Here is a 21,673-nt window from a genome sequence, read left to right on the forward strand (position 1 = left end):
GATTTCCACATGCAACTGATCCTTCTGGAAAAAGTCGCCAACCTGGGCAACCTGGGCGACAAAGTAAACGTTAAGGCCGGCTACGGTCGTAACTACCTGCTGCCTTACGGCAAAGCCACCCCTGCGACCCCAGCCAACCTGGCTGCGTTCGAAGAGCGTCGTGCTGAGCTGGAGCAACTGGCTGCAGACAAGAAAGCTTCGGCTGAAAGCCGCGCTGCCCAACTGGCCGAGCTGGAAGTGACCATCACTGCCACCGCTGGCGACGAAGGCAAGCTGTTCGGTTCGATCGGCACCCACGACATCGCTGACGCACTGACCGCCTCCGGCGTTGAAGTTGCCAAGAGCGAAGTTCGTCTGCCGAACGGCACCATCCGTAACGTCGGCGAGTACGACGTTGCCGTGCACCTGCACAGCGACGTTGATGCGACCGTTCGCGTTGTCGTGGTGGCTGCGTAAGCAGTACGTGATGCTCTGGCGGCTGGCCCGCCAGAGGATTAACATCGGGCACGATCCTGTTTACAGGTCGTGCCCTTTGTCTTTCTGAAATGAGTAACTACTAATTCCAGTGGCCATGAACGACATTTCCGCCCCCGAGCAATACGATCTGCAAACCGCTGCCCTCAAGGTGCCGCCGCATTCCATCGAGGCCGAACAGGCTGTGCTGGGTGGTCTGATGCTGGACAACAACGCCTGGGAGCGCGTGCTCGATCAAGTATCCGATGGCGATTTCTATCGACATGACCACCGCCTGATCTTCCGGGCCATTGCCCGGCTGGCCGATCAGAACCTGCCGATCGACGTCGTGACCCTGTCAGAGCAACTCGACAAGGAAGGCCAGACCTCTCAGGTCGGCGGCCTTGGCTACCTCAGCGAGCTGGCCAAGAACACCCCGTCGGTGGCCAACATCAAGGCCTATGCGCAGATCGTCCGCCAGCGTGCGACCCTGCGGCAACTGATCGGTATCAGCAACGATATCGCCGACAGCGCGTTCAACCCTGAAGGCCGCACTGCCGAGGAAATTCTCGACGAGGCCGAGCGGCAGATCTTCCAGATCGCCGAGGCGCGTCCCAAGACTGGCGGCCCGGTCGGCGTCAATGACCTGCTGACCCGCGCCATCGACCGCATCGACACGCTGTTCAACAGCAACAATGCGATCACCGGCTTGTCCACCGGCTATACCGATCTGGATGACAAAACCAGCGGGCTGCAGCCGGCCGACCTGATCATCGTTGCCGGTCGTCCATCGATGGGTAAGACCACCTTTGCCATGAACCTGGTCGAAAACGCCGTGCTGCGCAGCGAAAAGGCCGTGCTGGTCTACTCGCTGGAGATGCCAGGCGAATCGCTGATGATGCGGATGCTGTCATCGCTGGGGCGTATCGACCAGACCAAGATTCGCTCCGGGCAACTGGACGATGATGACTGGCCGCGCCTGACCTCGGCAGTCAACCTGCTCAACGACCGCAAGCTGTTCATCGACGATACCGCAGGCATCAGCCCGTCGGAAATGCGCGCCCGAACCCGGCGCGTCGCCCGCGAGCATGGCGATATTGGCATGATCATGATCGACTACCTGCAGTTGATGAAAATCCCAGGTGCCGGCGGCGAGAACCGGACCAACGAAATCTCCGAGATTTCCCGCTCCCTCAAGGCACTGGCCAAGGAATTCAACTGTCCGGTCATCGCCCTGTCGCAGCTCAACCGCTCTCTGGAGCAACGGCCGAACAAGCGCCCGATCAACTCCGACCTTCGTGAATCCGGAGCGATCGAGCAGGACGCCGACGTGATCATGTTCGTCTACCGCGATGAGGTCTACCACCCGGAGACCGAGTTCAAGGGGGTTGCGGAAATCATCATCGGTAAACAGCGTAACGGCCCGATCGGCACGTCACGGCTGGCGTTCATCGGTAAATACACCCGCTTCGAAAACCTCGCGCCGGGCAGTTATCAGTTCGACGATGATTGATCCTGCCGGCACTTTGTTCTGGTGACAGCTTGTCGGCCTGGTGTTCCACACCGGCCCGGCTGTCATATAAAAACGCGAAGCTTTGCCGGGTGCGCAGCAACCCCAAACAAGCTGACAAATCCGACCATTACCGTCGGATGTGGTCAAAATTTGTGCTATATTCCGCGCCCGCGATTTTCCTGCACTCCGAGACTGGGCACCGCCATGCAAGCAGCCAAGCCGTTATTTGACTATCCCAAGTACTGGGCCGAATGTTTCGGACCAGCGCCTTTCCTGCCGATGAGCCGGGAAGAGATGGATCAACTGGGCTGGGATTCCTGCGACATCATCATCGTTACCGGTGATGCTTATGTCGATCATCCCTCCTTCGGCATGGCGATCATTGGCCGGCTGCTGGAGTCTCAGGGCTTCCGCGTCGGGATCATTGCCCAGCCTGACTGGCAGTCCAAGGACGACTTCATGAAGCTTGGCGAGCCGAATCTGTTTTTCGGCGTTGCAGCGGGCAACATGGACTCGATGATCAACCGCTATACGGCGGACAAGAAAATCCGTTCCGATGACGCCTATACGCCCGGCGGCATGGCCGGCAAGCGTCCGGACCGCGCCAGCCTGGTGTATAGCCAGCGCTGCAAGGAAGCCTACAAGCATGTGCCGATCATCCTCGGCGGCATTGAGGCTTCGCTGCGCCGCATTGCCCACTATGACTACTGGCAGGACAAAGTGCGGCATTCGATCCTGGTCGATGCCTGCGCCGATATCCTGCTGTACGGCAACGCCGAGCGCGCCGTGGTCGAGGTGGCCCAGCGCCTGTCGTGGGGTGAGAAGATCGAAGACATCACCGATATTCGCGGCACTGTGTTCGTGCGCCGTGATACCCCCAAAGGCTGGTATGAAGTCGACTCGACCCGCATTGACCGGCCGGGCAAGGTCGACAAGATCATCAACCCCTATGTGAACACTCAGGACACCCAGGCCTGCGCCATCGAGCAGGCCAAGGGCGAGGTCGAGGACCCCAACGAAGCCAAGGTCGTGCAGATCCTCGAAAGCCCGCGCATGACCCGCGACAAGACCGTGATCCGTCTGCCGTCCTTCGAGAAAGTGCGCAACGACCCGGTGCTCTACGCCCACGCCAACCGCGTGCTGCACCTGGAAACCAACCCCGGCAACGCGCGGGCGCTGGTGCAGAAGCATGGCGACACGGATATCTGGCTGAACCCGCCACCGATTCCGATGACCACCGAAGAAATGGACTACGTGTTCGGCATGCCTTATGCGCGAGTACCGCACCCGGCGTACGGCAAGGAGAAGATTCCTGCCTACGAGATGATCCGTTTCTCGGTGAACATCATGCGTGGCTGCTTCGGTGGCTGCACCTTCTGCTCGATCACCGAGCACGAGGGGCGGATCATCCAGAACCGCTCCCACGAGTCGATCATCCGCGAAATCGAAGAGATCCGCGATAAGGTGCCAGGCTTTACCGGGGTGATTTCCGACCTCGGCGGGCCGACCGCCAACATGTACCGCATTGCCTGCAAGAGCCCGGAAATCGAATCCGCGTGCCGCAAGCCATCGTGCGTGTTCCCGGGCATCTGCCCGAACCTCAATACCGATCACTCTGCGCTGATCCAGCTGTACCGCAGTGCTCGCGCGTTGCCGGGGGTGAAGAAGATTCTGATTGCCTCGGGTCTGCGTTACGACCTGGCCGTGGAGTCGCCGGAGTATGTGAAGGAGCTGGTAACCCACCACGTCGGCGGTTACCTGAAGATTGCCCCGGAGCATACCGAGGAAGGTCCACTCAACCAGATGATGAAGCCGGGCATCGGCAGCTACGACCGCTTCAAGCGCATGTTCGAGAAGTTCTCGAAAGAAGCGGGCAAGGAGCAGTATCTGATTCCGTACTTCATCGCGGCCCACCCCGGCACCACCGACGAAGACATGATGAATCTGGCGCTGTGGCTCAAGCGCAACGGCTTCCGCGCCGACCAGGTACAGGCGTTCTACCCGTCGCCGATGGCTTCGGCCACCGCGATGTACCACTCGGGCAAGAACCCGCTGCGCAAGGTCACCTATAAGAGTGAAGGGGTGAACATCGTCAAGAGCGATGAGCAGCGCCGTCTGCACAAGGCGTTCCTGCGCTATCACGACCCCAAAGGCTGGCCGATGCTGCGCGAGGCGCTGGAGCGCATGGGGCGTAGCGACCTGATCGGGCCGGGCAAGGATCAACTGATTCCGCTGCATCAGCCGGCCACCGACAGCTACCAGAGTGCCCGGCGCAAGAACTCCACGCCGTCGGGCAGCCACAAGGTGGGCAAGGGCAGCGCGACCGGGAACGGTGGTGGCAAGATCCTGACCCAGCACACCGGCCTGCCACCGCGTGGCAGCGATGGCAGCAAGCCGTGGGACAAGCGCGAGCAGGCCAAGGCCGCCGCCGAAGCCCGCCACAAGGAAGCCGCGCGCGAGCGCGCCCAGGCCAACAAGAAGGGCGGCAAGAAGCCGGCCCGTCAGCCCGTGCTGCCGCGCTAAATGAACACGCCAACCTTCGGGTTGGCGTTTTTATTTCGGCTCCGTTCTTGTGCATCCACCCCTATTCAGAGCATGGTGTGGCGTAATCCTGGTGCTCTGCTTGACTGACTAGCCATCACCCACGCCTCGGGCGTCGTGCATGCCGACGATGGCATAAGTCTTGCGCGGCCCAGGGACTGTCCAGGCTCGCAGGAGGCTCGCCGTGTCGATTCACATCGCCTTGCACCATGTTACCCATTACCGTTACGAGCGCCCTATTGCTCTGGGCCCGCAGGTGGTTCGCCTGCGCCCGGCGGCGCACAGCCGCACGCGGATCCTCTCGTACTCCCTGAAGGTGCAACCGCAAGAGCACTTCATCAACTGGCAACAGGACCCGCAGGGCAATTACCTGGCCCGTCTGGTGTTTCCCGAGAAGACCCGCGAACTGCGTATCGAGGTCGATCTGGTCGCGGAAATGGTGGTGTTCAACCCGTTCGATTTCTTTCTTGAGCCATATGCCGAGAAGATCCCGTTCGCCTACAGCGCTGATGAGCAGCGCGAGCTGAGCTCGTTTCTGGAAAAGCTGCCGCTGACGCCGAAGTTTGCCGCCTATCTTGACGGCATCAGCCGTGAGCCGTTGGCAAGCATCGACTTTCTGGTGGCGCTCAACCAGCGCGTGCACGCTGACATCAGCTACCTGATCCGTATGGAGCCTGGTGTACAGACCCCTGAACAAACCCTGGAGAATGCCTCGGGCTCGTGCCGCGACTCGGCCTGGCTGCTGGTACAACTGCTGCGTCATTTAGGCCTGGCAGCGCGTTTCGTTTCGGGCTACCTGATCCAGCTCAAGGCTGACGTCCAGGCCCTCGACGGGCCGTCGGGCACCGAGGTCGATTTCACCGATCTGCACGCCTGGTGCGAGGTGTACCTGCCAGGCGCGGGCTGGGTCGGCCTGGATGCGACCTCGGGCTTGCTGGCGGGCGAAGGGCATATTCCACTGGCGTGCAGCCCCGAGCCTTCCTCGGCGGCACCAATCAGCGGGGTTCTGGAGCCGTGCGAAAGCGAGTTCAGCCACAGCATGTCAGTGCAGCGGATCTGGGAAGCGCCGCGGGTCACCCAGCCCTACAGCGATGAGCAATGGGCCGAAATTCTGGCCCTTGGCGAACAGATCGATCACGACCTGCAAGAAGGTGATGTGCGCCTGACCATGGGCGGCGAGCCGACCTTCGTGTCGATTGACGACCGTGATGGTCAGGAGTGGAGCACCGCAGCCCTGGGGCCGAACAAGCGGCGTCTGTCGGCTGAACTGTTCCAGCGCCTGCGTGAGCATTACGCGCCGCAGTCACTGGTGCATTTCGGGCAGGGCAAGTGGTACCCCGGCGAGCAATTGCCGCGTTGGTCGCTGAACTGCTTCTGGCGCAAGGACGGCCAGCCGGTGTGGCGCAACCCGGCGCTGATCGCTGATGAAAACCGCGACCATGGCGCCGACAGCGAGTTGGCCGGGCGCTTTCTGGCCAGTGTCGCCGAGCGCTTGGGCGTAGCCCCGCGCTTCGTGTTTGCGGCTTATGAAGACAACCTTTACTACCTCTGGCGTGAAGGGCAGTTGCCGGTCAATGTCAGCGCTGAAGACTCACGGCTGGACGATGAGCTGGAGCGCGCCCGGCTGCGCAAGGTATTCACTCAGGGGCTGGACAAGGTGGTCGGCCAGGTGTTGCCACTGGCCCGCACCGCGGACGGCAAGCATTGGCAGAGCGGGCGCTGGTATCTGCGCGGCCAGCATTGCCGTCTGGTGCCGGGTGACTCGGCGCTGGGCTACCGTTTGCCGCTGGCTTCGCAGCCCTGGGTGAGCGCGGCCGAGTATCCGTTTATCCATCCTGAAGACCCGAACCAGCCGTTTGCCGAGCTGGCTGAACTTGCCGATGAGCCTGCGCTGTCTGGTAGCCAGGAGAATGAGCATGCGCCGCTCATTGATGAGTCGGCCGACTGGCTGACCCGGACCGCGCTGTGCGCCGAGGCCCGCAACGGGCGCCTGTATCTGTTCATGCCGCCGCTGCAGAAGCTCGAAGAGTATCTGGCGTTGGTGGCGGTGATCGAGGCCACCGCCGAAGAACTCAAATGCCCGGTGTTGCTGGAAGGTTACGAGCCGCCCGGCGACCCGCGGCTGGCGAACTTCAGGATCACCCCCGATCCTGGGGTCATCGAGGTCAATGTTCAGCCTTCGGCGAGCTGGAGCGAGCTGGTCGAGCGTACCGGCTTTCTCTACGAGCAAGCACGCCTGACGCGGCTGACCACCGAGAAGTTCATGATCGACGGCCGGCATGTTGGCACCGGGGGCGGCAATCACTTCGTGCTGGGCGGCGCGACCCCGGCAGACTCGCCATTTCTGCGCCGCCCCGATCTGCTGCGCAGCCTGATCAGCTACTGGCACAACCACCCCTCGCTGTCTTACCTGTTCTCGGGGCTGTTCATCGGCCCGACCTCCCAGGCGCCGCGCATCGACGAAGCGCGCAATGACTCGCTGTACGAGCTGGAGATCGCCTTTGCCCAGTTCCCGGCACCGGGTGAAGAGGTCGCGCCGTGGCTGGTCGATCGCTTGCTGCGTAACCTGCTTATCGATGTGACGGGCAATACTCATCGGGCGGAGTTCTGCATCGACAAACTCTATTCGCCGGACAGCAGCAGCGGTCGCCTGGGGCTGCTGGAGCTGCGCGGCTTCGAGATGCCGCCGCATGCCCGCATGAGTCTGGCCCAGCAGTTGTTGCTGCGCGCGCTGGTGGCGCGTTTCTGGCGTGAACCCTACGCGCCGCAACGCTTGGCGCGTTGGGGTACAGAGCTGCATGACCGGTTCATGCTGCCGTACTTCATTGAGCAGGATTTCGCGGATGTGATCACCGAACTCAATCAGGCCGGTTACCCGCTCAAGAGCGAGTGGTTCGCCGCACACCTGGAGTTTCGCTTTCCCAAGCTGGGCGACTACGCGGTCAATGGCATCGAGCTGCAACTGCATCAGGCGCTGGAACCCTGGCATGTACTGGGGGAGGAAGGCTCAGGTTCCGGCGCTGTGCGCTATGTGGATTCATCACTGGAGCGCGTTCAGGTACACCTCAAGGGGCTGGCGCCGCAGCGTTACGTGCTGACCTGCAACGGTATACCGGTGCCGCTGCAACCGACCGGGCAGGCCGGGGAGTTTGTCGCCGGGGTGCGCTATCGCGCCTGGCAGCCGGCCAGTTGCCTGCAACCGACCATTGGTGTGCATGCGCCGCTGGTGTTCGATCTGGTCGATACCTGGATGCAGCGCTCGTTGGGTGGCTGCGAGTATCATGTCGCGCATCCGGGCGGCCGCAACTTCGAGACCTTGCCAGTCAATGGCAATGAAGCGCAGAGTCGACGCCTGGCGCGTTTTCAGCGAATCGGTCATACACCGGGCAAGATCAGTGTGGCGCCGCTCAACATTAGCGACGAGCTGCCGATGACGCTGGATATGCGTCGTCATCAACCCGTTCGCCGCAGTTGAGCATGAACGGCAGCCTGGCTTTACCGCCGGCTGCCTGGCGACACCGCAAATGAAACGCGTGTGAGTTAACCTGAAGTCCTCATAGTCGCCTGCCGAGACCTGCATGCCTGATCTGCTCGATCGCTACCCGTTTTCATCGGGAACCTACCACGAGATGCTCGATGAACAGCGGCAGTTGCGCAGTCACTGGCGCCGTTTGCACGAGCAACTGCAACGCAGCAGCCCGGCGCAGTTGATGCAGCGCCAGGCATTGCTGAGCCGGCAGATCCAGGAAAACGGCGTCACCTACAACGTCTATGCCGACCCCAAGGGCGCTGACCGGCCTTGGGAGCTGGACTTGCTGCCGCATGTGATCGACGCCGACGAGTGGCGCCATATCGAAGCCGGCATCGCCCAGCGCGCACGCCTGCTCAACGCGGTGCTGGCCGACCTGTACGGCCCACAGCGCCTGATCGCCGAAGGTCTGCTGCCTGCCGAGCTGGTATTTGGCCATAACAACTTCCTCTGGCCTTGCCAGGGTGTGTTGACGCCAGACAGCACCTATCTGCACATGTATGCGGTGGATCTGGCACGCACGCCCGACGGCCGCTGGTGGGTGACCGCCGACCGTACCCAGGCACCGTCGGGGGCCGGTTATGCTCTGGAGAACCGCCAGATCGTTGGCCGGGCGTTGCCCGACAGCTACCGTGACATGAAGGTCCGGCACCTGACCGGCTTTTTCGACACGTTGCAACAGACCCTGGCCCGTCAGGCGCCGGCTGGCGATGAGGCGCCGCTGGTGGTGGTGCTGACGCCGGGGCGCTTCAACGAAAGCTATTTCGAACACCTGTACCTGGCCCGCCATCTGGGTTATCCGCTGGTCGAAGGCGGCGACCTGACCGTGCGTGATGCGCGTGTCTACCTGAAGACCCTCAGTGGGCTACGCCGGGTGCATGCCATCATGCGCCGTCTCGATGACGACTTCTGCGACCCGCTGGAACTGCGCACCGACTCTGCGCTGGGGGTGCCGGGGTTGCTGGAGGCGGTGCGTCAGGGCCAGGTACTGGTGGCCAATGCGCTGGGCAGCGGGGTGCTGGAGTCGCCCGGGTTACTGGGTTTTCTGCCGAAAATCAGTGAGCGGTTGTTGGGCGAGCCATTGATCCTGCCGTCGATTGCCACCTGGTGGTGCGGCGAGCCACCGGTGCTGGCCCAGGCCCTGGAAAAGATGCCCGAGCTACTGTTCAAGCCGGCGTTTCCTTCGCAGCGCTTTATCCCGATTCTTGGCCGCGATCTGGATGAGGCTCAGCGTGATACGCTGGCGCAGCGCATCCAGGCCCGGCCCTATGCCTACGTGGCCCAGGAACTGGCGCAGTTATCCCAGGCGCCGGTATTGCAGGACGATGGGCAGAGCCTGCAGGCGCGGGCCATCGGCATGCGGCTTTACGCCGTGGCGGATACGATGGGCTATCGGGTGCTGCCGGGCGGGCTGACCCGGGTGGCAGCACTGGCCAATGCCGATGCGGTCTCGATGCAGCGCGGCGGGGCCAGCAAGGACACCTGGGTGCTGGGTGAGCGCACGCCGGCCAGCGAACCCTGGAAGGGGCGTCGGGTGATCGGTGTGCATGACCTGATCCGCCGCGATCCTTACCTGCCTTCGCGGGTGGTGGAAAACCTCTATTGGTTCGGTCGCTACAGTGAGCGCTGCGACGACAGCGCGCGGTTGTTGCGCATCATGCTGACCCGCTATGTCGACGGTGACGACCCCTTGGCCTTGCAAGCGGCGGTGGAGCTGGCCGAGCGTCTGGGTTTGCTGCCTGATGCCGAGGAGGGCGAGACCCTGCCGCAGCGACTGTTCAGTGCGCTGGCAGGCAAGGAGTGGGTGTTCAGCCTGCGCGCCAACCTGCAGCGCTTGCAGTGGGCGGCCTCGCAGGTGCGCGGCAAGCTGTCGAGGGAGAACTGGCAGGCGCTGGTCGAACTGCAACAAGAGGCTCAGAGTCTGGAAACCGCCGAGCCGGACTTTGGCGAGTTGCTGGACTTTCTCAACCGTCTGGTCATGTCGCTGGCGGCCTTGTCCGGCTTTGCCCTGGACGACATGACCCGTGATGAAGGCTGGAGCTTTCTGATGATTGGCCGGCGCATCGAGCGCTTGCGGTTTCTCAGCACTGCGCTGGCAGGCTACCTGCGTGGCGCAGCGGTCAAGGATCAGGCCGCGCTGGAATGGCTGCTGGAACTGGGCAACAGCAGCATCACCTACCGCTCGCGTTACATGGCGGTGCCGCAGTTGATTCCGGTCCTTGACCTGCTGCTGCTCGATGAGCAGAACCCGCATGCCGTGCTGTTCCAGCTCAAACAGGTGTCGCGCTCGCTGCGCCGGCTGAACGAAGCCTTCGACGCGCCGCGTGATCACAGCCTGGCGAACCTGGCCAGGCGCCTGGCCAGTGTCGACCTCGGCAACCTGGAAAATCCGCTGTTCGGCGACAGCGGCGTGCAGGCTGCACTCGACGCCCTGGCTGAGCTGTTGCAAAGCGTCGGCGATGCCAGCGGGCTGGTGTCCGATCGCCTGGCATTGCGCCATTTTGCCCATGTCGATGATATCAGCCAGCGCACGGTGTCCGTCTGATGAGTGCCCGTTACCAGATTTTCCACGATACCCATTACCGCTATGACAGTGCGGTGTCATTGGCGCAGCAGCTGGCGCATCTCTGGCCGCGCAGCAATCGCTGGCAGCACTGCACTGAACAGCATCTGGACATCAGCCCGATACCCACCATGCGTCGCGACGAGCTGGATGTGTTCGGTAACCCGGTCACCCGGCTGGCGTTCGAGCGCCCGCACGATGAACTACAGATCAACGCCCGCTTGCAGGTCGAGGTGCTGGCGCGTCCGGAGCTGGACTTTCGCCTGTCCAGCGAATGGGAGCTGGCCTGCGCGGCATTGAGCTACAGCGCCCGGCCGATGGATGCCGGCAGCCTGGATGCCTGCCGCTTCCGTTTCGAGTCGCCTTATGTGCATCTCAAACGGGCCTTTGCCGAATTTTCCGACGATTGCTTCCCGCCCGGCCGGCCGGTGCTGCAGGGGGCCCAGGCGCTGATGGAAAAGATCTTTCGTGAATTCACCTTCGACGCCGAAGCCACGCAAGTGGCGACGCCGCTGCTGGAGGTGCTGGAGCGGCGTCGCGGGGTGTGTCAGGACTTCGCTCATATGATGCTCGCCTGCCTGCGCTCACGCGGCCTGGCGGCGCGTTACGTCAGCGGCTACCTGCTGACCCAGCCACCTCCTGGCCAGCCACGCCTGATCGGCGCTGACGCCTCCCACGCCTGGGTCTCGGTGTATTGCCCGGCGTCAGGCTGGGTCGATTTCGACCCGACCAACAATATCCAGCCAGCGCTGGAACACATCACTCTGGCCTGGGGCCGCGACTTCTCCGACGTGTCGCCGCTGCGTGGCGTCATCCTCGGCGGCGGCAGTCATGACCCTGAAGTGCGAGTGACCGTGATGCCGCTGGAGGAAGCGCAGATGCGCAATGCGTAGGCGAGGCCGAACGGCGCTCCGGTTGCTGGCGAAGACAGCGGCGCATTCGCAGCAGATGCTGTGACTTTACCAGCCTCTTCATGAGCGAGCTCGTTCCCACAGAGATTGCGCCGACCTTAACTGATCGGCATTACCTCGTCCTTCACCGCGAAAGCGCAGCACCTATGGCTGGTCGAGAGAGTCGTATGGACAATGCGCGCTGGCAGCGCAGGCATAGGCGGCGAAAACACGGCTTAACAGTTCGCTTACCGACATGATGATGGCTCCATGACTTGATGCCGCAAGCCTAGTAGGCTGGCCGCCGTCTGGCTGTTTGATTGTCTGTATGGCACCGATAGTGCCCGGCGGTAGGCACGTTGACGCAGGTCATTGGAACCGGCCCGTCTATCAGGCAGTCTTGGAGCAAGACCGAGTACCCTTTCAGGAGATTTCCATGATTCGCAAACTTCTCGCCGTGTCTTTGCTGACGCTGGCCAGCGGCCAACTGCTGGCGGCCGAATGCAAGGCCACTGTCGATTCCAACGACATGATGCAGTTCACCAGCAAGTCCATTGACGTCGACAAGAGCTGCAAGACGTTCACGGTCGAACTCAAGCACGTCGGCACTCTGCCCAAGAACGTCATGGGCCATAACCTGGTGCTGAGCAAGGCGGCGGATGTGCAGGGCATCGCCACCGACGGCATGGGCGCCGGGGTCGACAAGGATTACCTCAAAGAGGGCGATGCGCGGATCATCGCCCACACCAAACTGATCGGCGGCGGCGAAACCACATCGCTGACCTTCGATGCGACCAAGCTCGATGCCGCAGAAAAATACAAGTTCTTCTGCTCGTTCCCCGGCCATGTGGCGATGATGCAGGGCGACTTGATCCTCAAGTGACCCGCCCGGCGAGCTCATCCCTGTTGCGGATGAGTTCGCTGGTTCAGCCTGTTACGGCGCGTAAGGCAGTTCGCGTTTGTGAGCGGTCTTGGCGTAGGTTTCGCTGATGATCCGGAACGCCTCTTCACTGACCTGCTGGCCATGCAGGAAGGCATCGATCTCGACATAAGTCACGCCATGCGAGGCTTCGTCCGGCTTGCCCGGTGCCAGGTCTTCCAGGTCGGCGGTCGGTACTTTTTCCACCAGATACTCCGGTGCACCGAAGCTGCGGGCAATCGCCCGTACCTGGTTTTTCACCAGGCCGCTCAAAGGCGCCAGGTCGCAAGCGCCGTCACCGAATTTGGTGAAGAAGCCCATCACCGCTTCGGCGGCGTGGTCGGTGCCGATCACCAACCCCTGGTATGCGCCAGCAATGGTGTATTGCGCCACCATACGGGTGCGTGCCTTGGTGTTGCCCACCACGAAGTCCACCGCACCGGCGTGCTGCGCATCGAAGGCCCGAACCTCGGCGACCAGCGCCTGGACGCTTGGTGCGATGTTCACGGTGTGACGCTCGTCCGGGTTGATGAAGTCCACGGCGGCGGTGGCTTCGTGTTCATCCTGTTGCACGTGGTAAGGCAGACGCACCGCAACGAAGCGGTAGCCGTTGTCGCCAGTGCTTTCACGCAGCTCGCGCACCGCGCGCTGGGCCATCAGGCCGGCGGTCAGTGAGTCGACGCCGCCGCTGATGCCCAGTACCAGGGTCTTGAGCCGCGCATTGCGCAGGCATTGCTTGATGAATTCGACCCGGCGGGTCAGGTCGGCTTGCAGCGCTGCCTCATCGGCGAACGGCGGCTGAACCTTGAGTTGTTCGGCAATCTGGCGTTGCAGGGCTTGCATGGGGCTCTCCTTGTTGAAAATCGAAAGGCTCACTCGCCGGCAATGGTCGGCACCTTGAACACGTGGCGCAGGTAGGCAACGAAGTTGGGATCCTTGCATTGGGCCTTGCCCGGCTCATCGGAAATCTTCGCCACCGGCTGGCCGGCACAGGCTGTCATCTTCAGCACCATGTTCATCGGCGCGACGCCGGGGATATCGGCGGTCAAATTGGTGCCAATGCCGAAGCTGACGTTGATGCGCCCACGCAGGGCACGGAAAATCTGCAAGGCCTTGGGCAGGCTCAGGCCGTCTGAGAACACCAGCGTCTTGCTCATCGGGTCGATGCCCAGCTTGCGGTAATGGGCTATGCATTTTTCGCCCCACTGTACCGGATCACCCGAGTCGTGACGCAAACCGTCAAACAGTTTGGCGAAGTACAGATCGAAATCGTTCAGGAAGGCATCGGTGGTGATGCAGTCGGTCAGGGCGATGCCCAGCAGGCCGCGGTACTCACGCACCCAGCAATCCAGGGCGGCGCTCTGGCTGTCGATCAGTCGCGGGCCGAGTTGTTGGTGGGCCATGATCCACTCATGAGCCATGGTGCCCAGCGGTTTGATGTCTTTTTGTTGAGCCAGGTGCACATTACTGGTGCCGACGAACTGTCCGGGAAAATCATCCTTGAGGGCCTGGACCACAGTTTCCTGCACGGCATAGGAGAAGCGTCGCCGGGTACCGAAGTCAGCGACCTTGAACTCGGCCAGTTCTTCGGCACTGGCATTGGCCTTGAGCCAGTCGAACTTGGCGTACAGATGATCGCTGGCCTGAGCGAGCAGGATGTCTGGATGCTTGTGGCGGTTGCGCACCTCACTGACGATGGCCAGCAGTGGCACCTCGAACAGGATCACGTGCAGCCAGGGGCCGTGCAGCCGAATGCGCAATTCACCGTCTTCGATGCTGGCGTCTACATAGCGGGTGTTAAAGCGAAACAGGCCCAGAAAGCGCAGAAAGTCCGGTTTCAGAAAACTGATGCGCTCCAGAAAGCCCAGTTGCTCCTTGCCGAGCGACAGATTGCACAGCCGCTCGATCTGCCGTTCGATTTCAGGCAGGTACGGGCGCAGATCCTCGCCATTGCGGCAGCGGAACTCCCACTCCACATCCACATTGGGATAGTTATGCAACACCGCCTGCATCATGGTGAGCTTGTAGAAATCGGTGTCGATCAGGTTTTGCACGATGCTCTCGGAGAAAGCGCTCTCGCTCATCGGGATAGCTCCAGCATGACCGCTCAAAGGATGCGGTCCAGGCGAAAAACAATCCGACATCACCGGGCAGCGAATGTGGCAACTCGAGTCGCGAGTGTGTCGAGGCGATCATGATGCCAGCGAACGGCATTTGGTGGGGCGCTTTGTTCAAAGGTGTGTCAGCGATGCACTCAGCTCGGCAATGCAGAAATGACGATCAACACCGTAGGCTTTTTTACCTATTTAAATAGGATGCATCCATTTTTTCTGATTCGCTTTCAAGGCCTTGGCTGCGGCGCGTATAAAACGCGCCTGCGTCTGGTCTGATGGCTCGTTTCGGCTGTCCCGGATCTGTGCGTTGATCAATCAGGAAAAGGAAGTCCGATGAAACTGCTCACAAGTCTGATCCTCTTGCCCATGCTGATGCTGGTCGGTTGCAAAGGCCAAGAGCGCTGGATAAGCCTGAATTTTTCAGGTCCGGTCACGCACGACGGTCGTGTATTACCGCCGGCGTCCGCCCGCTCTCATGAATCACAACTGGCCAATCAGTTCGAGAAAATGGGTATTGCGCCGGGCGCGCTGAAGATCAGGCGAGACAGGGATGATCAGAGTGTTGTGCATATCAAGATGGTTCAAGGGGCTCTTGATGCTCAACAGCAAGAGGCGATAAAGAGCTATCTCATCGGCCTGATCGAGTCGCGTCGGCACGCCAACTTTCGTATGTCCCTGACGACTGACAAGACCGCTATCGAGGAGGTCACCAGCAAGCTGTCAATGGCGGGCATGAAGAGCTTGGTGACGTTCAATACCTCGGGTTATTTTTCGGTCAACTTACTGGACCCGCAAAGCCTGAAACCTTATCGGCCTGGTGATACCGGCGAGCGGGCAGTATGCGCCGTCACTTTAAGGCTTCAGCGTCCGACGTCGGTCTCCTACTCCAGTATCGAGCGGATCGAGGGTGCAGCGTTTTCCGGCGCGCGCAAACCCAACGTGTACGGTGAAGTTCGCTCCTTGCGGCCTTCAATGCCCGAACAGCTGATGAAAGTGCCTGTTTTACTGAGTATCGAGGATGCTGACCTGCGCAGGTTGTTGAACGAAGGTCGGCTGCAGGTACATTTTCAACTCGAGCCCCCACAGCGCTCTTGGGGAGCCTGGGCTGTTCCTATGTATGGCGTAGAGAACATCAGCTTCACTCTGACATCCATTGATGTATCGGACATTGCCAATCCCGTGTTGCGTTATTCAAGAATGCATCAGCAGTGCACCCGCGAAGTGGCTACCCTGGAGCGCCCTTTTTCTTTCCAGACCGGGCGTGGTCTGGACAGTCTGAGGGATGCCGTTTTCTGGGATGAGCCGTAATGCGAAGGCCTTGCTGGGCGATTCCATAGCACCAAGGCAACTTCATGCCCGAATGGAATGACATTCGGCACAAACCTCGTTTGCCCGCCGTCGATCAAGGGTTTATCAATAGCCGCTGGATTTTGCCCGTGCGGCTGGCGGCCTGACGACACCCGTCGAAAGGTTTTGCCGCGTTACGCTAACAATCCACTAATCTCAAAATGGTGCGTCCCGTAGCGTTCGCGCACCGCCGGTGTGCAGTTCGGTGACAGCGCCGGTTACAGTTGGGTTGCTCTTCGTGTGAGGGCGGGGTTGCTGCTTTTTGTCGTTCTGGTTGCGCTTTTTTGTTGTGTGGTTGCAACCCGTTGATCCAGAGGGTTGCACCTCTTGGTTTGCTGGATTATCAGCAACCGTACGTCCCCTGGATCGTGAGTTTTTGAAAAATAAAAAAATGATGGCACGAGGCTTGCTCAAGCCTATGGCGTAGTTGCAGTGCTAATTAAAAAAACCTCAGGAGCACCACTCATGTCGCAGACGTTCTACCGTAAAGGCTTTCTGGCAATCGCAGTGGCAACTGCATTGGGCGTGTCGTCTTTTGCCCAGGCTGACGTGAAGATCGGCGTTGCGGGGCCCATGACAGGGGCTAATGCATCGTTTGGTGAGCAGTACATGAAGGGCGCCCAGGCGGCCGCCGATGCGATCAACAAGGCAGGCGGCATCAATGGCGAGAAGATTGTCCTGGTGGCCGGAGATGATGCCTGCGAACCCAAGCAGGCCGTGGCCGTGGCCAACCGCCTGGTCGATCAGGACAAGGTCGTGGGGGTGGTCGGGCACTTTTGCTCGTCTTCTACCATTCCGGCCTCTGAGGTCTACAGCGATGCTGGCGTAATCGCCATCACCCCTGGCTCCACCAACCCGACGGTGACCGAGCGTGGCCTGAAAGAAATGTTCCGTATGTGTGGCCGTGACGACCAGCAGGGTATCGTCGCCGGCGACTACATCGTCGACGTGCTCAAGGCCAAGAAGGTCGCGGTCATCCATGACAAAGACACCTATGGTCAGGGCCTTGCCGATGCGACCCGTGCGCAACTGGCCAAGCGCGGTGTGAAAGAGGTGTTGTACGAAGGTCTTACCCGTGGCGAAAAAGACTTCAGTGCGCTGGTCACCAAGATCCGCTCCACTGGCGCTGAAGTGGTCTATTTCGGTGGGCTGCACCCCGAAGCCGGCCCGCTGGTCCGCCAGTTGCGTGAGCAGGGCCTGAAGGACGTCAAGTTCATGTCCGATGACGGTATCGTCACCGACGAGTTGGTCACCACCGCGGGCGGCGCGAAAAACGTCGATGGCGTGTACATGACTTTCGGCGCCGACCCGCGTCTGCTGCCTGACAGCAAGGCAGTGGTCGACGAGTTCCGCAAGTCCGGGTACGAGCCTGAAGGTTACACCCTGTATGCCTACGCTTCAGTGCAGGCACTGGCTGCCGGCTTCAACGGTGCCAAGGCCAACAAGGGCGACAAGGCGGCCGAGTGGCTCAAGGCCAATCCGGTGCAGACGGTGATGGGCAAGAAGGAGTGGGACACCAAGGGTGACCTGAAAACCTCCGACTATGTCGTTTACCAGTGGGACGCCAACGGTAAATACAAGCAACTGGACCAGCAGAAGTAATCCGGGCCCGCCACACCCTCGCACCCTGCGGGGGTGACCTGGATTGTTCCCTTTGCACCTGTTCGCTGCGCCTTTAAAGGCGCGGCGGGCAGGACCCTGAGCGGCTTTCAAGTGTGTGAGCGTGCGTGATGGACGGTATTTTCCTGCAACAAATGGTCAACGGCCTGACCCTCGGGTCGGTCTACGGCCTGATCGCCATCGGTTACACGATGGTCTACGGCATTATCGGCATGATCAACTTCGCCCACGGCGATGTGTACATGATCTCTGCCTACCTGACCGCCATCGGTCTGGCGGTGCTGGCATTTTTCGGGCTTGAGTCCTTTCCCTTACTGATTCTCGGCACCCTGGTGTTCACCATTGTGGTCACCGGGGTCTACGGCTTTGTGATCGAGCGGGTGGCCTACAAGCCACTGCGTAACTCGACCCGTCTGGCACCGCTGATCAGTGCCATCGGTATTTCGCTGATTCTGCAAAACTACGCCCAGATCAGCCAGGGTGCCCGCCAGCAAGGCGTACCGACCCTGCTCGAAGGCGCCTGGCGTTTCGAGATTGGCAGCGGCTTCGTGCAGATCACCTACACCAAGATCTTTATCCTGATCGCCGCCTTTGCCGGCATGGCGATCCTGACTTACATCATCCAGTGCACCAAGCTGGGCCGGATGTGCCGCGCCACCCAGCAGGACCGCAAGATGGCCTCGATTCTGGGCATCAACACTGACCGGGTGATTTCCTACGTGTTCATCATCGGTGCGGCCATGGCGGCGCTGGCCGGTGTACTGATCACCATGAACTACGGCACCTTCGACTTCTACGCCGGCTTCGTGATCGGCATCAAGGCATTCACTGCTGCCGTGCTGGGCGGCATCGGCTCACTGCCGGGGGCGATGCTCGGCGGGCTGATTCTTGGCGTGGCTGAGGCGCAGTTCTCCGGGATGATCAACTCTGACTACAAAGACGTGTTCAGCTTCAGCCTGCTGGTGCTGATCCTGATCTTCCGTCCGCAGGGCCTGCTGGGCCGCCCACTCGTGGCTAAGGTGTAAGCATGTCAGCTCCTACTAAACCAATCGATTACAAGAAAAGCCTGATCGACGCGGTGCTGGCCGGCCTGCTCGCGCTGATCGTGTTCGGTCCTATCGTCGGCGTGGTCCTGGATGGCTACAGCTTCAATCTTGAGCCTGCCAAGGTGGCGATGTTTGTCGCCGTGGTAATGGTCGGGCGCCTGCTGCTCAGCCTGTTCCTGCAAACGGCGCGTGGCCAGCGGCTGGCCCAGGGCATGGAGTCCGGTGGCGCAGGGGTGCATGTGCTCAAGCCTGATCACAAGTCGAGCCTGTACTGGATTATCCCGGCCCTGATCGTCATTGCCGTGATCTTTCCGGTATTTGCCAACAAGTACCTGCTGACCGTGGTCATTCTTGGCCTGATCTACGTGTTGCTCGGCCTGGGGCTGAACATCGTGGTCGGTCTGGCTGGCCTGCTCGATCTGGGGTACGTGGCGTTTTACGCCATCGGCGCCTACGGTCTGGCGCTGGGTTACCAGTATCTGGGCCTGGGTTTCTGGTCGGCCTTGCCCTTGGCGGCCATTGCTGCGGCACTGGCGGGCTGTATCCTGGGCTTTCCGGTGTTGCGCATGCACGGTGATTATCTGGCCATCGTGACCCTGGGTTTTGGCGAGATCATTCGCCTGGTGCTCAACAACTGGCTGTCGTTCACCGGTGGTCCCAATGGTGTGCCGGTGCCGTCGCCGACCTTCTTCGGTCTGGAGTTCGGGCGCAGGGCGAGAGAGGGCGGGGTGCCGATCCACGAGTACTTTGGCTTCGAATACAACCCTGACCTGAAATTCCTGTTCATCTATGCGGTGCTGTTCATCGTGGTGCTGGCGGTGCTGTTCATCAAGCATCGCCTGACCCGTATGCCTATCGGGCGTGCCTGGGAAGCGCTGCGTGAGGACGAGATCGCCTGTCGTGCCATGGGCCTGAACCATGTGCTGGTCAAACTCTCGGCATTCACCATCGGTGCCTCCACTGCCGGTCTTGCCGGGGTGTTTTTCGCCAGCTATCAAGGCTTCGTCAACCCGACCTCGTTCACCTTTTTCGAGTCGGCACTGATCCTCGCCATCGTGGTACTGGGTGGCATGGGCTCGACGGTCGGCGTGGTGATCGCGGCGTTCGTGCTGACGGTTGCCCCTGAACTGCTGCGTAGCTTCGCTGAATATCGGGTGCTGCTGTTCGGCATCCTGATGGTATTGATGATGATCTGGCGGCCACGCGGCCTGATCCGTATCAGCCGCACCGGCGTCAAGCCTCGCAAGGGTGTTCTGGTGCAGGGAGGAGCGGCGCAATGAGCCAGGAAATCGTACTTTCGGTCGAGCACCTGATGATGCACTTTGGCGGTATCAAGGCGTTGAGTGACGTCAGCCTGCAAGTGCGGCGCAATTCGATCTTCGCCCTGATCGGCCCCAACGGCGCCGGCAAGACCACCGTGTTCAACTGCCTGACCGGCTTTTACAAGGCCACTGGCGGGCGCATCGAGCTGCACACCCGTGGCAAAACCACCAACGTCATCAAGCTGCTGGGCGAGTCTTTCCAGCCGACCGACTTTATCTCGCCACCGAGCTTTTTCCGCCGGCTGTACTACAAGATGTTCGGCGGTACTCACCTGGTGAACCGCGCAGGGCTGGCAAGGACGTTCCAGAACATTCGCCTGTTCAAGGAAATGTCCGTGGTGGAGAACCTGTTGGTGGCCCAGCACATGTGGGTCAACCGCAACTTGCTCAGCGGTATCCTCAACACCCCTGGCTATCGCAAGGCCGAAGAGGACGCTTTGAATACCGCATTCTACTGGCTCGAAGTGGTGGATCTGGTGGACTGTGCCAACCGCCTGGCCGGTGAGTTGTCCTACGGCCAGCAACGGCGTCTGGAAATCGCCCGGGCCATGTGTACCCGGCCCCAGGTGATTTGCCTCGACGAGCCGGCTGCCGGCCTCAACCCGCAGGAAACCGAAGCCCTGAGCGGCATGATCCGCAAGCTGCGCGATGAACACGACATGACGATCGTGCTGATCGAGCACGATATGGGGATGGTCATGAGCATTTCCGATGACATCGTGGTGCTCGACCACGGCAACGTGATTGCGGCGGGCAAGCCACAAGACATTCGTAACGACCCCAAAGTGATTGCTGCCTATCTGGGCGCTGAGGAAGAGGAACTGGTATGAGTCAACCGATCCTCGAATTGAAAGAGATCGACGTGTTCTACGGGCCGATCCAGGCGCTCAAGAAGGTGTCGCTGCACATCGATGAAGGCGAGACGGTTAGCCTGATCGGTGCCAACGGGGCCGGCAAGTCGACCCTGCTGATGTCGATTTTCGGCCAGCCGCGGGCGGCCAGCGGGCAGATTCTCTATCAGGGCACCGACATCACCCAGAAGTCCTCGCACTACATCGCTTCCAACGGTATTGCCCAGTCACCGGAGGGCCGCCGGGTGTTCCCCGACATGTCAGTGGAAGAGAACCTGCTGATGGGCACCATTCCGATTGGCGACAAGCACTGCGGCGAAGACATGCAGCGTATGTTCGAGTTGTTTCCCCGGCTCAAGGAGCGGCGCAACCAGCGAGCGATGACCATGTCGGGTGGCGAGCAGCAGATGCTGGCCATTGCCCGGGCGCTGATGAGCCGGCCCAAACTGCTGCTGCTCGATGAGCCGAGCCTTGGCCTGGCACCGATCATCGTCAAACAGATCTTTTCGATCCTGCGCGAGCTGGCCTCTACCGGCATGACCATCTTTCTGGTCGAGCAGAACGCCAACCACGCCCTGAAGCTGTCTGACCGCGCTTATGTGATGGTCAACGGCGAGATTCGCCTGTCTGGCACCGGCCAGGAGCTGCTCTGCAACGAGGAGGTGCGCAACGCTTATCTGGGCGGGCATTGATCGCGTCAAGTTTTCAACAGCAGTTATCCACGCCCCGGCCGGTTATCGTCCGGGGCGTCATTTTTTCCGATTGTGGAAAACCTTTTTGGCGCAGCGCTGGAGCGCGACATAAAGCCGCTGTAACGGCCTGTTTTGTCACGCTTTTGACTTGTTCAGGATTACTGTGGAACTGACTGTTGATAACTTGGTGGCATTTATCTGTAGGCCTTTATATACAAGGCTTATAGCGCTATGGTTAAAAAATGATCAGCGGTTTTTTTCAAGCGTATCAGA

General features: G+C 60.8%; 15 protein-coding genes. 13 read left to right on the forward strand and 2 right to left on the reverse strand.

The features are described 5' to 3' along the window. Positions 1 to 9 precede the first annotated feature (9 nt). The 7 genes from rplI to azu all read left to right on the forward strand — a co-directional run bounded on the left by rplI (position 10) and on the right by azu (position 12,372). Positions 10 to 456 carry a 50S ribosomal protein L9 gene (gene rplI / locus NJC38_RS11175; protein WP_045486850.1) on the forward strand — a complete coding sequence of 149 codons (447 nt, stop codon included), beginning with the start codon at positions 10 to 12 and terminating at the stop codon, positions 454 to 456. Between the two features lie 115 nt (positions 457 to 571). Next, positions 572 to 1,966 (forward strand): replicative DNA helicase, encoded by a 1,395-nt coding sequence (gene dnaB / locus NJC38_RS11180; protein ID WP_045486851.1) that lies wholly within the window; start codon positions 572 to 574, stop codon positions 1,964 to 1,966. Between the two features lie 204 nt (positions 1,967 to 2,170). Beyond that, complete coding sequence (locus tag NJC38_RS11185) at positions 2,171 to 4,489, forward strand: YgiQ family radical SAM protein (RefSeq protein ID WP_045486853.1); 2,319 nt, start codon at positions 2,171 to 2,173, stop codon at positions 4,487 to 4,489. 202 nt (positions 4,490 to 4,691) lie between these two features. Then, positions 4,692 to 7,982 carry a transglutaminase family protein gene (locus tag NJC38_RS11190; RefSeq protein WP_253114578.1) on the forward strand — a complete coding sequence of 1,097 codons (3,291 nt, stop codon included), beginning with the start codon at positions 4,692 to 4,694 and terminating at the stop codon, positions 7,980 to 7,982. Between the two features lie 103 nt (positions 7,983 to 8,085). Beyond that, positions 8,086 to 10,581: a circularly permuted type 2 ATP-grasp protein gene (locus NJC38_RS11195; RefSeq protein ID WP_045486859.1), complete on the forward strand. Its 2,496-nt coding sequence runs from the start codon at positions 8,086 to 8,088 to the stop codon at positions 10,579 to 10,581. Then, a complete protein-coding gene (locus tag NJC38_RS11200; protein ID WP_253114580.1) occupies positions 10,581 to 11,492 on the forward strand; it encodes a transglutaminase family protein in 912 nt (303 codons plus the stop codon). The genes NJC38_RS11195 and NJC38_RS11200 overlap by 1 nt, the downstream gene beginning before the upstream one ends. Positions 11,493 to 11,925: 433 nt before the next feature. Next, the gene (gene azu / locus NJC38_RS11205; RefSeq protein WP_045486865.1) at positions 11,926 to 12,372 is read left to right on the forward strand and encodes an azurin; all 447 of its coding nucleotides are present in this window, start codon (positions 11,926 to 11,928) and stop codon (positions 12,370 to 12,372) included. A 51-nt stretch (positions 12,373 to 12,423) separates the two neighbouring features. On the opposite strand, the gene nadE is transcribed toward azu, so the two are convergent. Next, positions 12,424 to 13,251, reverse strand: a complete 828-nt coding sequence (nadE, locus tag NJC38_RS11210; RefSeq protein ID WP_045486867.1) for an ammonia-dependent NAD(+) synthetase — start codon at positions 13,249 to 13,251, stop codon at positions 12,424 to 12,426. Between the two features lie 29 nt (positions 13,252 to 13,280). Continuing rightward, on the reverse strand, positions 13,281 to 14,492 hold the full coding sequence (gene pncB, locus NJC38_RS11215; RefSeq protein WP_045486870.1) for a nicotinate phosphoribosyltransferase: 1,212 nt from the start codon (positions 14,490 to 14,492) through the stop codon (positions 13,281 to 13,283). A 363-nt stretch (positions 14,493 to 14,855) separates the two neighbouring features. Here pncB and NJC38_RS11220 point away from each other — a divergent pair, with 363 nt between their 5' ends. The 6 genes from NJC38_RS11220 (at position 14,856) to NJC38_RS11245 (ending at position 21,400) form a co-directional block, all read left to right on the forward strand. Then, positions 14,856 to 15,830, forward strand: a complete 975-nt coding sequence (locus tag NJC38_RS11220) for a hypothetical protein (RefSeq protein WP_253114583.1) — start codon at positions 14,856 to 14,858, stop codon at positions 15,828 to 15,830. A 504-nt stretch (positions 15,831 to 16,334) separates the two neighbouring features. Continuing rightward, positions 16,335 to 17,471 carry a branched-chain amino acid ABC transporter substrate-binding protein gene (locus tag NJC38_RS11225; protein ID WP_045486875.1) on the forward strand — a complete coding sequence of 379 codons (1,137 nt, stop codon included), beginning with the start codon at positions 16,335 to 16,337 and terminating at the stop codon, positions 17,469 to 17,471. Between the two features lie 128 nt (positions 17,472 to 17,599). Beyond that, positions 17,600 to 18,514, forward strand: a complete 915-nt coding sequence (locus tag NJC38_RS11230) for a branched-chain amino acid ABC transporter permease (RefSeq protein WP_045486877.1) — start codon at positions 17,600 to 17,602, stop codon at positions 18,512 to 18,514. 2 nt (positions 18,515 to 18,516) lie between these two features. Beyond that, positions 18,517 to 19,815 (forward strand): high-affinity branched-chain amino acid ABC transporter permease LivM, encoded by a 1,299-nt coding sequence (gene livM / locus NJC38_RS11235; RefSeq protein WP_045486879.1) that lies wholly within the window; start codon positions 18,517 to 18,519, stop codon positions 19,813 to 19,815. Beyond that, positions 19,812 to 20,687, forward strand: coding sequence for an ATP-binding cassette domain-containing protein (locus NJC38_RS11240; RefSeq protein WP_253114595.1), 876 nt, complete (start codon positions 19,812 to 19,814; stop codon positions 20,685 to 20,687). Before livM ends, NJC38_RS11240 begins: the two co-directional genes overlap by 4 nt. Beyond that, a complete protein-coding gene (locus NJC38_RS11245) occupies positions 20,684 to 21,400 on the forward strand; it encodes an ABC transporter ATP-binding protein (protein WP_045486883.1) in 717 nt (238 codons plus the stop codon). Before NJC38_RS11240 ends, NJC38_RS11245 begins: the two co-directional genes overlap by 4 nt. Positions 21,401 to 21,673: the final 273 nt, after the last annotated feature.

The sequence above is a fragment of the Pseudomonas sp. 21LCFQ010 genome (assembly GCF_024129905.1).
GTDB lineage: Bacteria > Pseudomonadota > Gammaproteobacteria > Pseudomonadales > Pseudomonadaceae > Aquipseudomonas.